Source organism: Flavobacterium sp. 2755 (assembly GCF_031455715.1).
Classification (GTDB): domain Bacteria; phylum Bacteroidota; class Bacteroidia; order Flavobacteriales; family Flavobacteriaceae; genus Flavobacterium.
In genome coordinates this window covers 114,426-126,222 of the sequence record NZ_JAVDTG010000009.1, presented here as the reverse complement: position 1 = coordinate 126,222, position 11,797 = coordinate 114,426, and the positions used below count along the sequence as shown (strand labels likewise).

The 11,797-nt window shown below is 33.4% G+C and carries 14 protein-coding genes; 12 read left to right on the top strand and 2 right to left on the bottom strand.

The window, feature by feature from the left end:
* Positions 1–416: 416 nt before the first annotated feature.
* From J2Y38_RS19445 to J2Y38_RS19425, 5 genes are all read left to right on the top strand, one after another.
* Complete coding sequence (locus J2Y38_RS19445) at positions 417–1,733, top strand: hypothetical protein (protein WP_309845813.1); 1,317 nt, start codon at positions 417–419, stop codon at positions 1,731–1,733.
* 69 nt (positions 1,734–1,802) lie between these two features.
* Positions 1,803–2,651 (top strand): T9SS type A sorting domain-containing protein, encoded by an 849-nt coding sequence (locus J2Y38_RS19440; RefSeq protein WP_309845810.1) that lies wholly within the window; start codon positions 1,803–1,805, stop codon positions 2,649–2,651.
* 46 nt (positions 2,652–2,697) lie between these two features.
* Positions 2,698–3,480 (top strand): hypothetical protein, encoded by a 783-nt coding sequence (locus J2Y38_RS19435; protein WP_309845807.1) that lies wholly within the window; start codon positions 2,698–2,700, stop codon positions 3,478–3,480.
* A gap of 21 nt (positions 3,481–3,501) precedes the next feature.
* The gene (locus J2Y38_RS19430; RefSeq protein WP_309845804.1) at positions 3,502–4,863 is read left to right on the top strand and encodes a S41 family peptidase; all 1,362 of its coding nucleotides are present in this window, start codon (positions 3,502–3,504) and stop codon (positions 4,861–4,863) included.
* A 27-nt stretch (positions 4,864–4,890) separates the two neighbouring features.
* Complete coding sequence (locus J2Y38_RS19425; protein WP_053472695.1) at positions 4,891–5,163, top strand: hypothetical protein; 273 nt, start codon at positions 4,891–4,893, stop codon at positions 5,161–5,163.
* A 1-nt stretch (position 5,164) separates the two neighbouring features.
* Here the strand turns inward: J2Y38_RS19425 and J2Y38_RS19420 are convergent, their stop codons facing one another.
* Positions 5,165–5,707, bottom strand: coding sequence for a hypothetical protein (locus tag J2Y38_RS19420; RefSeq protein ID WP_309845801.1), 543 nt, complete (start codon positions 5,705–5,707; stop codon positions 5,165–5,167).
* A 251-nt stretch (positions 5,708–5,958) separates the two neighbouring features.
* Here J2Y38_RS19420 and J2Y38_RS19415 point away from each other — a divergent pair, with 251 nt between their 5' ends.
* The 7 genes from J2Y38_RS19415 (at position 5,959) to J2Y38_RS19385 (ending at position 11,386) form a co-directional block, all read left to right on the top strand.
* Complete coding sequence (locus J2Y38_RS19415) at positions 5,959–6,549, top strand: Crp/Fnr family transcriptional regulator (protein WP_309845799.1); 591 nt, start codon at positions 5,959–5,961, stop codon at positions 6,547–6,549.
* 75 nt (positions 6,550–6,624) lie between these two features.
* On the top strand, positions 6,625–7,212 hold the full coding sequence (locus tag J2Y38_RS19410; RefSeq protein ID WP_309845797.1) for an NAD(P)H-dependent oxidoreductase: 588 nt from the start codon (positions 6,625–6,627) through the stop codon (positions 7,210–7,212).
* A gap of 27 nt (positions 7,213–7,239) precedes the next feature.
* Complete coding sequence (locus J2Y38_RS19405) at positions 7,240–7,461, top strand: 2TM domain-containing protein (protein WP_309845795.1); 222 nt, start codon at positions 7,240–7,242, stop codon at positions 7,459–7,461.
* 20 nt (positions 7,462–7,481) lie between these two features.
* Positions 7,482–8,210 (top strand): antibiotic biosynthesis monooxygenase, encoded by a 729-nt coding sequence (locus tag J2Y38_RS19400; RefSeq protein WP_309845793.1) that lies wholly within the window; start codon positions 7,482–7,484, stop codon positions 8,208–8,210.
* A 51-nt stretch (positions 8,211–8,261) separates the two neighbouring features.
* Positions 8,262–9,086, top strand: coding sequence for a type 1 glutamine amidotransferase domain-containing protein (locus J2Y38_RS19395; protein ID WP_291147975.1), 825 nt, complete (start codon positions 8,262–8,264; stop codon positions 9,084–9,086).
* A gap of 13 nt (positions 9,087–9,099) precedes the next feature.
* The gene (locus J2Y38_RS19390) at positions 9,100–10,209 is read left to right on the top strand and encodes an alkene reductase (protein WP_309845790.1); all 1,110 of its coding nucleotides are present in this window, start codon (positions 9,100–9,102) and stop codon (positions 10,207–10,209) included.
* Between the two features lie 124 nt (positions 10,210–10,333).
* Positions 10,334–11,386 carry an adenylate/guanylate cyclase domain-containing protein gene (locus J2Y38_RS19385; protein WP_309845789.1) on the top strand — a complete coding sequence of 351 codons (1,053 nt, stop codon included), beginning with the start codon at positions 10,334–10,336 and terminating at the stop codon, positions 11,384–11,386.
* On the opposite strand, the gene J2Y38_RS19380 is transcribed toward J2Y38_RS19385, so the two are convergent.
* On the bottom strand, positions 11,367–11,726 hold the full coding sequence (locus tag J2Y38_RS19380; RefSeq protein WP_309845787.1) for a hypothetical protein: 360 nt from the start codon (positions 11,724–11,726) through the stop codon (positions 11,367–11,369). The genes J2Y38_RS19385 and J2Y38_RS19380 overlap by 20 nt on opposite strands.
* Positions 11,727–11,797: the final 71 nt, after the last annotated feature.

The following is an 11,797-nucleotide window of genomic DNA, read 5'->3' as shown; positions in this document are numbered from 1 at the left end:
TAATACTAATAAATAAACAAGTTGGGTAAAAAATAAAAACTCTTTTTGCTGAGAGTATTTAAAATGTTCTTTGAAAAATTTAAATAGATAAAAGAATGAAACCTGCAGATATACGGAATCTTCAATTTAAGCCAAAAAACAATAAAGAAGACAAGGCATTAGGTTTATCATATCCAAAGACATTTATCTTTTTGTGTATTTAAATTTTAAAGGGAATCGAAGTTGATCCTTTCATTGAAATGAAAAAAATCCTAATAGTGAAAGATGGAAGTTAGGTAAGCTCCCCCGGACGGTAAAACGGATGCGTTTGAAAAAACAAATTTACCAAAAACGAGAAAGACCTGAGGAAAGAAATTTTGCTGCTCTCTCCAAAGGCCTAGTTTAATAGCGGCAAATATAGCAATAATTAAATTATTATGAAAAAATTTTTTATGTTCGCAATTGTAGCTCTACTTGTGAGTTCTTGCCAAAATGATGATTCTTCTGCTGATTCTTCTTTTTCTATGAAAGCTGCTGGGGCTGACTACAGCGGATATCCTACAACAGTACAAACTGTAAGTGGAGATATTACAACTAACACAACTTGGACAAGTGACAAAGTTTGGGAAATTAACGGAGTAGTTCGTGTAAAATCTGGAGCTACATTAACAATCCAGGCTGGAACTTACATTAAAGCAAAACCTCTTGCTGCTGGTGTTGCTACAGGAGTTCTTGTAATTACTAAAACTGGTAAAATTAATGCACAAGGAACTTTAAATGCTCCAATTATCTTTACAAGTTACAACTTGTTAGATGGTAACGCTTCTACAAAAGGAGCTCCTGGAGATTTTGGTGGTCTTGTAATTTTAGGTGATGATCAGGTAAATAACGGATCAACTACTAATATTATCGAAGGATTAGGAGATCAGCCAAATGTTTCTGATTTTTACTATGGTGGATCTAATGCTTCTCACAATGCAGGAACAATTTCTTATGTTCGTGTTGAATTTGCTGGTAGAATCTTAGATGCTGCAACTGGTGTTGAAATCAATGGTGTAACTTTTGGTGGAGTTGGTGCTCTTACTACAGTTAATCACGTTCAGGTTTCTTACGGTAGAGACGATTCATTTGAATTTTTTGGAGGTAGAGTTAATGCTACTCATTTAGTTTCTTTTGCTCCAGATGATGACAACTTTGACTTCGATTTAGGATACACAGGATCAATCACAAAAGCAATCGCTCTTGCTGATATCAATTCTACTCACAGTACAAGTGGTACTGCACCAAACTTAGTACCAGATTCTAATGGTATCGAATTAGATAACAATGCTGGTGGTACTTCTACAACAATTATTACACGTCCTGTTATTGCTCAATTATCTATTATTGGTGTTAGTTCTGCAACAGCTGCTAACTCATACGAAAATGGAATCCACGTACGTAGATTAGGGCAAATCAGTCTTACTGATGCTACTGTAACAGGATACAACAGAGGAATCAACTGGGAATCTCCTTCAGTATCAACTGGTTCTACTTGGTCTGCAATATCTATCCACGGATATGTTAATCCAGTATTGCCAACAACTGTTGCTTTAGGTTTTGGAAACGGTACATCTACTGTTGCTCCAGGAACTAAATGGTCTTTAACTCAGCCATTCTTTAATGATGGACCATTAGACTTTACAGGTGCTACAGGTGCATTCAAAACTGAGGCACTTTGGACAGCTACTTGGACTAAGTTTTCAAATTTCTAATTAGTTAGGTTAAGCAATATTTAATTCAGCATGGGCAGCATTTCTGTCCATGCTTTTTACAAATAAAATATGAAAAAAATTATACTATTATTTTTATTACTAATGATTACAACTGTATCATCTGCCCAGTTTACAATTTGGGAAGATGATTTTGAGGATGGTGACGTTTCAGATTGGACTTTATTAGACAAAGATGGCAACAGCAGTAACTGGAGTGCACGAAAAAATATTCAATTTGATGAAAGTACAGGAGGAATTAAAGATGGTAATTTTAATGTATTAGGTACTTATAATATTGATTTAAATTCAGGTGCGCCGCTTGATATAATAGAACAAAACTGGGCCATGCTGCCAGCAATAGACTTATCGTATTACAGTGGAAAAATTGAATTAGATTTTACAGCACAGATGGCAATTTTCGGCGGAAGCAAAAATATTTTAGTCTACGGAGGAACATCTCCAGATCCGGCTTCAGCCACACTTTTAGGAACTATTTATATGGAAAGAATATCACAATTAGATCCGGAATTTAAAGATTATGTGGTAGATATTTCGCAGTTTGTCGGCAATCAAAATGTTTACATTTCCCTTTTAAATGAAAACAGCAATTTTGTTGGATACGAAGTTGATAAAGTATGGATTACAGCCGAAGCACTTTTAGGTGTTGACGATTTCGATAAAAATAATACAATTCGCCTTAAACAAAACCCTGTTGCCGAAAATTTAGAATTAGAAATAAGCGAACAATTTCTAAGCGAAGATTTTGCAGCAAAAATTTATAATTCCTCAGGATTGTTAGTTAAAAGTAATGCAGATTTAAAAGAAAATATTTCAGTAGTAAATCTTCCGCAGGGAATTTATTTTCTGGTAATATCAAATAATACAACTTCCCAAAAAATAAAATTTATCAAAAAGTAAACAGATAATTATTTTCAGAAATAATTATAAAGACAAAATATAAAATATGAAAACTAAAATTGTTCCAATACTTTTATTTTCAATTGTACTTCTTCTTTGCCAGGCCTGCATTAATGAAGATATGGTTCCTTATTATGAAGAACAGCAGCCCGGAAAAGTAGTAATACAAGGTTACAATGCACAAAAAGATTCTATACAAATAGCGGTAGATGGAAAAATCCTTACAGAAGGAAAAACAAATGCCTACATAAAAAAAGTTGCTAAAAATTACGAATTTGTGTTTTATTCAAATAAAACGAAACTGGTTGAAATTACGAATAAAGTAAGCAAGCAGCTTCTTCAATCTTATCAACTAACTACTGCAAAACCTATTGATACTATTTCTTTTTATACCAAAGAAGATTTATGGATAAATAATGTTTTGGCAACGAAACCCGGAAAAATTACACAGACAGGAAATGCAGGTTTCAAATTTATTTTCCCGACCCTTAATAAATATTCTGCCAGCGGTTATACCGGTAAACTTGACGGAATCATGCGCAAAGTAAACGGCGAAGTAGTCGGAGTAGTTAAAAACATTGGCAAAGATAGCTTCAGCGATTTTATAGAATTCCCTTCAAGTCTGCCTCCAATTATCAGAATGGAATTGGTTAAACACAATACAACCGAATCTTATATAAGCGGCAGACAAGTTATTACAGTTATGCTGATGCTGCCAAACAAATCAGGATTAATCGTTTTGGACGAAAGAAAAGATGGAAATGGCAAATTTCAAAGTGTTGATGCAAGTCTGAATCTGGCAGATTTTTTTGATTTTACCGCTCATTAAAATAATTAAGATTATTATCCAATGAAAAACTGTTTGCCTATTAAGCTGTTTTCTTTTTTATTTTTTGCCCTGTTTCTTATTTCGTGCGAAAACACAGATGAGCCAGTAACCTATGAAGAAAATACAAATGAATATGTAAACGACTGGATGTACAATCAAATGAAAAGATATTACTTGTGGAATAATGCAATAAAAAACCAAGGTAATTTAGCATTAGATCCAAAAGAATATTTTAAAACCTTACTGCAGTCCGAAGATATTTATTCCTACGCAATACATCCTGAAAAACCCGAAACTTCACCTAAAAGCCTTAGAAGTAAATTCGGGTTTGACGTAAGTTTTATAACTTTTGAAGGGAAATATTATGGTGTGATATTATATGTTTTAGAACATTCTCCGGCAAAAAATAATGGTTTGCAAAGAGGACAGCTTATAACTCATATTGACGGAACAGAATTGAAATTGGATAACTACGATAATTTATATAATAGCATGCTTGACGATACGCAGCTCGATTTAAAAGTCGTTTCGTATTCTGCCCAAACAGGTTTTTCTAATCCAAAAACAGTTTCTGTTTTGCAGGGTTTTACCTTTTTGCAGCCCATTCCATATCAGGTAATCGAAAATAACAATACTAAAATTGGTTATGTAAGCATTCCGCATTTTGATGTTGGACAAGCACAATTGTATTTGCAAATGTTTCAGGAATTAAAAAGCAAATCCATAACAGAATTGGTTTTAGACTTAAGATACAATGGAGGAGGAGATATATCATCTGCGACAGCATTGAGTATAATTTTGGCACCCAATATTAAAGCAGAAGATCTTTTTATAAAATTTGAAGGAAATCAAAACGGAGGAAATGTTGACCAGTCTTTTTCTGCGGCTTTAAAAAGCAATGAATCTTCCGTAAGTTTTGATGCTTTACGCAATGCACATCCTGGAATTAATAAAGTTTATATTTTATGCGGAAAACGTACAGCATCAGCATCAGAACTTATTATAAATAATCTAAAACCGTATATGGAAGTTATTACAATTGGCGAAAAAACATTTGGTAAAGATGTAGCAGGATTTCCAATTGTTGATGATCGTAATCCGGATAAAAGAGGCTGGATATTATACCCTTCCATATATAAATTATTTAATGCCAGACACGAAGGAAATTATTCAAAAGGAATAAACCCTGAAATAGTTATAAATGAATTACAACAGCTGGAAGTATTTGCTTTAGGAAACCGCTCTGAAACTTTATTACAAGAAACCTTAAATAGAATATCAGGAAACACAAACAAAATAAAAATGAAAACAGAAACTGTACAATTACTGCCACTCAGCAAAATAAGTACAGACATTGACCCGCTTTTGCAAATTACACCATGAAAATTATAAATATATTGATCGTTCGTTATGCAGGGAATTGATAACATTGAACATCGAAAATTGCTGCAAATTTTTGAGAAATACAAAGATGAATCTATTGCGGTACAAACAACATCAGAAGATGATCTAAAGATTTACCAAAACATGGAAGAACTCGATGTTTTGTACAATTGTTTTAAAATCTTGTTGGCAGAATTACAAAAATGTACCAGAGATTATGAACTAAAGAAAAAATCAACCCGCAGCATCATTCATAAAAACTTAAGGAAAATAAAAACAGGGTCTGAAAAGAAGCTATAAATTATATTTCAGTATTTATTACAGGAGACAGTTCTTCTTTTTTGATTTGGCGAAATGGCGTTCTGATCTTATTTCTTTTAAGCCTTATTTTCTTTATTTGATAAAGACAATCCGTTAATAAAGCCTTTATCTCTAAATAAGAATTATTATGAAAAGAGCTGATATTGTATTTCAGTTTTTCGATATGATTTCCTGCGTTTATTAAATCAGCCTCAAATGTTTTTAATAAACCAATTTCAATATTCTTATTTTTTTTGTAATAATGAATACAGTTATGAAGATCCTCAATTTGTCCCGTAAAATCAAAAACGGCTTTTTTAGAAACTGCTCTGTGGTAGTAATAAGAAAACTCTAATGGATTAAATTCAATTACTTTATCAAAATCCTCAATGGCTTTATAATGATGTTCCAGTTTTTGAAAACAACTCGCCCTTAATTCATAAGCCGTCGAATCAAATTCATAATTGACCACATTATCTAAATGAATAATAGCCTCTTGAAAATGGCTGGTGGAATAAAGCTGTTTTCCTTTCTCTAAATCCACAAAACTTTTTTTAAGGTTTGATTTAAAAAATTTGTCCTTAAATGTTGTTTTTAAAGTCACGAACCATTTCATAATTTTAAATTTAGGAAGTTACAATTTTCAGCTGGCTAAATTTTGATGGGATGTTAAAGTTAATAAAAAATTAATACACAGCACATTATAATTTTTTATTTGAAGAAAAATAATCGTGTATTTTTTACATTTTAAAAAACATTCTTTTTAAATTAGAGGTTTGAAAGCAAATTATGATAATGAATTCAGCCAAAGAAATATTTCTAAAATCAGTAAAGGAAATTTGTCCTAACGTTACTGACGCTGAACTTTCTCAATTTGCTGCAAAAATTACCATTGAAGAATTCAATAAAAAAGACTTCTTTCTTCAATACGGAAAAGTACAAAAAGCTATAGGTTTTATAGCTAGCGGATTAGTGCGTTCCTCTTTTATAGATAACGAAGGCAATGAAATTACAGTAGGTTTTTATGCCGAGGGTGATTATGCCACACACTATCCCGCTTTTATAACACAGCAGCCCAGTAAATATTCCATTCAGTGTTTAGAACCTGTAATTATGGTTTGTCTTTCCTATGAAGACATGCAGTGGATTTATGAGCATTTACCAAGCTTTGAACGATACGGACGATTAGTCGCCGAAGAAATTTTAAAACGTCAGCAGGCCCGTATCGAAAGCTTTATATTTCAAACCGCCGAGGAACGTTATCTCGATTTTATAAAGTGTTATTCAGAGCTGTTTAACAGGATTTCCATTTCGCATCTTTGCAGTTATCTGGGTATTGAAAGACAAACACTTACCAGAATTCGTCAAAAATTAGCGCACCAATAGTTTTTGACACATTTGTGTCAGGAAGTACTTTCCATTATTTAAAATCTTTGCAGTGTCAAATTAAAATGATGCGCAATGAAAACGAATATCTTATTAATACTTGGTCATCCTTCTCAAAACTCATTTTGTAATGCCTTGCTTAATGCTTACAAAAAAGGAGTAGAGCGTACAGGAGCAATTTGTAAAACCATTTATATCTCTCAATTAGATTTTGATGTAAATCTTGCCGACGGATATAAAACCGGAAAAATAGTACCGCTTGAAAAAGATCTAATTCAGGCTCAGGAACTCATTTCCTGGGCAGACCACATTGTATTGTCTTATCCAAATTGGTGGGGTTTTATGCCTGCCATTACCAAAGGATTTATAGACAGAATCTTTATGCCTGATTTTGCATTCAAACATCACTCAGGCAAAATCTTCCCCGAAAAACTTTTAAAAGGAAAAAGCCTTAGGCTGTTAATTACGATGGACACTCCTAAATGGTGGTTCTATCTCATCTATCGTGCTTCTCAATATCAAATCCTTAAAGACATCGTATTCGGTTACGTAGGATTTGATCCTATCAAATTCTCCACTTTTGGATTTATGAGAAAATCAACAGAAGAACAGCGTATAAAATGGCTTAAAAAAACAGAAAAATTAGGAACACAACTTATATAAAACAATCAATTAATAAAATTTAATATCATGAGACATCTAGCAAACGAGCGTACAATTGCTCACATTGACCCTAAAAAAGGTTTCAGAATTCACTTATTAGTATTTGTATTATCAATTCCTGCCATTTGGACCATTTGGTTTTTAACAGACAGAACTTATCTATGGCCGCTTTGGCAGACTGGCGCATGGGCAGTAGGTTTATTATTTCATTATCTGGGTGTTTTCATCTTTAAAAACGGAAATAAATAATCTTAAAAATTTTAGAAGTTATGATCACAAAAGCAAAACTCACAGTTTCTAAAAAAGTCTTAGGGATTTTCACCGTTCTATTTTCATTGCAAAGCACATTGGCATCGGCACAAAATGAAACAGCTAAACTTACCCGCTATGAAGTAAAAGAGCAATATCAAGAGCAATTTCAAAAAGCCATAAGCGAGTATGTTCAAAAATCGCTCTTAAACGAAAGTAACATTATGTCTGAAGCTTATTTTGAACAAAACAAAAAAACGGTTATTTGGTTATTTGAACGCTGGACAAGCAAAACAGCATTGGATAAAAACAATTCAAAATCCATAAAAGAGCTTGTAAAAACTGCCTTAGCAAAACCTGAGAAAATAATCTATGTAAAAGATTTAGAACCTCTCACTAAAGAGCAATGGAGAAGAACGAGTAAAAAAGAAGACAATCAGTTAACCATTATGCTTTTTGTAGATGCAAAAGCCGGCACAGAGAAAAACTTCATGGAAGTTTACCATACCGCAATGCCGCAGTTTAGAAGTGAACCCGGCGTAGTAACGTATCAATTATCGCAGTTGGAAAATGATAAAACCCAATTTGTAACCTTCGAAAAATTCAGAAGCAACGATGCATTTCAATATCATTTAAATTTTCCGCCAATTCAGCCCGTAATAGATTACCTGAATACGAGTATAAAAAAACAGCCGTTTCAGGACGGAATTCATAACCTGATCGAATTTGCACCGCTTACTCGGGAGTAATATTCAGCAGAAAAAATCAACACAAATTATTAATATTTAAAACCTAAAAAAATGAAAACAATTAGTAAAATCATTGCAGCAGGTATAACAAGTGTACTTGCTGTAGTAAATGTAGAAGCACAAGTAACCGTAAAAACAAACGAAATGAAAACAAACTACAGTCATGAATTAGAAGTTGTAAATCAATTGTCTACTCAGTCAGCCGTTGTAAATATGCCGGTGACAAAATTATTAAACGCACCAGGGAACGAAGCATTAAAAGATTTCTTCTTTACACCTGTAAAAAACAAAACAGCCTTAAAAGGGAAAAAAATTGCCGTAATCGTAGCCGATGGTTTTGAAGAAATTGAATTAACCGGACCAGTATGGTATTTTAAAGAATTAGGAGCACAAGTTGAAATTGTGTCACCAAAATTTAACCCGGCTCCGGAAAGATATGGTTTAGTATTTCCTGAAATGGCAAATACCCATGTTATGGCGATACAATACTTACAGCCAGTTGGGTGGATAAAATTTGACCGTACCGCAGACCAAATAAAAGTTAGTGATTATGATGCTGTATTTATTCCGGGTGGAGCATGGAATCCGGATAACCTTCGTTATGACAAAGATGTGATCAAATTTATTCAGGATTTTAATAAATCTGGAAAACTGATTGCCGCTATTTGTCACGCTCCGGTTGTATTGGCTTCCGCCGATATTTTAAAAGGAAGAAAGCTGACGGGATATTGGAACATTCAGGTAGATTTAAAAAATGCAGGCGGAACTATTCTTGAACAACCCGTGGTAACAGACGGAAACATTATTACCAGCCGTCACCCAATTGATGTAGCAGATTTTTCAAGAGCTGTTGAAAGCTGGTTAATTAAAAAATAAGAAAGAGATTATTATGAAAATAGATATTTTTAAACCGGTTCAGATTGGTTCATTACAATTAAAAAACCGTATCTCGATGGCACCAATGACAAGAGCAAGAAATGAAGATGGTATTCCAAACGAAAATAATGCGGTTTATTATGAACAGCGTTCTGGCGCCGGTTTAATTATTACAGAAGGAACAGCCATTTCTGAAACAGCAAAAGGTGTACTTTATATTCCCGGATTATATACGGAGCAGCAAATAGAAGGCTGGAAGAAAGTTACAAAGGCAGTACATGAAAAAGAAAGTAAGATATTTTCTCAATTATGGCATGTAGGCAGAGTATCTCATACTTCAAATCAGCCTAACGGAGTCGCTCCAGTTGGTCCATCAGATATTCAGGCGCAAAATACCTCAGCTTGGGGTTATAATGAAAATGGAGTAGAAGGTTTTGTTCCGGCATCAAAGCCTAAAGCACTTTCTGTAAATGAAATTAAAAATGTTGTAACCGATTTTGCAAATGCAGCTAAAAATGCCATTAAAGCAGGTTTTGACGGTGTAGAAATTCATGGAGCCAATGGTTATTTAATCGAACAGTTTTTAAATCCTTTTGTAAACAATCGTACAGATGAATATGGAGGAAGTATCGAAAATCGTTCAAGATTTTTACTGGAAATTATAGATGCTTCGGTTGATACTGTAACCAATGAAAAAGTTGGGATTCGGTTAACGCCATACGGAGGTTTAGGAGACTTGCCGCATTATGATGAAATAGAAGCAACATATCAATATTTAGCCGTAGAATTAAACAAAAGAAACATCGCTTATATCCATATAATGGATCAGCAGTCAAAAGGAAGTCATGCTTTGCCTGATGGTTTTATAGAGCGTTTTCGTTCTTGGTACGATGGCGTTATTATTCTAGCCGGAAGCATGGACAGAGAAAAATCAGAACAACTCATTAATGCCGGAACTATTGATATTGCCGGATTTGGCGAACCGTTTATCTCGAATCCTGATTTAGTAGAACGTTTGCAAAACAATTGGGAATTAACGCAGCCAATTCGTGATTTGCATTACGGATTAGGTAATCACGGTTATACAGACTGGGAAGTTTATAAGCAGCCGGTAGAAATTTAATATTATAAGAATAAAGTTTTCCCTGAATGAATTTCATTCAGGGATTTTTTTTGAACAGAAAAACTTCTGCGGTAGTTTATATTAAGATTTTATCTATTTTTATAAAGAACGAAAGCATCTTTATATGGAATTACCTAAGTTGCCTTTTTATAAAAAATACAGTCTTGTTTTTAAAGCCGCTATTGCCGGCGGAATCTTAGGTTTACTATATGCCTCAATTACTGATGCAGAATCCAACTTTGATTATTTAAAGCTTTTGCCCGGCATAATTATAGGCGCTTTTATAGGTTTCATTATTATAACATTTGAGAAGCGCCTTATCAATTTAAACCGATATTCTTTTTTAGGCGCAATGCTTTTAAAAGCCATTATTTACAGCATAAGCATATTGTTGTTTTTACTATTCTTTGTTCTGATATTTTCAGAAATGTTAGGGCATCTTTCTTATCAGGAAGTTTTTATTAAATATGCTAAAGAACGTTTGTTCGAAGATTATATGTTTTCTCTTGGAGCATCTATATTTTTAATTCTCTTTTTAGAAATCAGCAGTTTATTAAGTACCCGTTTTTTCTATAATTATTTTACAGGACAATATCATAGACCAATTCAGGAAGAACGAATTTTTATGTTTGTCGATGTAAAATCGTCTACCACACTTGCAGAACAATTAGGAGATATTCTATACAGCAATTTATTGCAGGATTTATTCAACGATTTTACCGATGCAATTCAGGCTTCGCGAGCAGAAATTTATCAATATGTAGGAGATGAAATTATTCTGACTTGGAAATCTTCAACTGGATTAAAAGAAAAACGCTGTCTTTATTGTTTTTATCTTCTTAAACAATGTATAGAGAATAAACGAGAATATTATTTAGGAAAATACAATCTGGTTCCAAAGTTTAAAGCCGGAATGCATATAGGAACCGCCGTAACAACCTGGGTAGGAAAAGTAAAAAAAGAAATTGTTTATCACGGAGATCTCTTAAATACAACTTCAAGAATTCAGTGCGAATGCAATAATTTCAGCCATGATTTTGTTATTTCTGAAACCATGAAAAATGCACTTCCCGAAGATAATTCGATAACGTATACTCAAAAGGGCGAAATACTTTTGCGGGGAAAAGCAAAACCAATGAAATTATATACTGTTGATTTTAATTCAGCCGTTCTGTAGTTTCTAATCTCAAACAATGTTCAGTACCTAAAAACAGCGGATTTCCATGTTTTTCTGACCAAAATCCATCCAATACATCTTTAGTAATGCATCGGTAAACCGCAACGCCTTTATACGTTTTATTGTCGTCGCCTTTATAACTAAAATTAATGACCAGGATATTATCTTTAAAGAAACCATGACCTTTTTGGACTTGTGCATTATTGATGAACCATTTTGCAACAATTCTATTGTTATCGTCTAAGGATAAGCTCAAAGTACCTTTGTAAGTAACCTGATCGCTTTCTTCCTGATTACTTCCGGAAATGGAAAAATCACCAATTAAATCTTGTATTGTCATTTATTTTTTGATGGAGAAATTGAATAGATGTTGAGGTATAAAGTAACCCCGATAATTATGGCAAATTTATG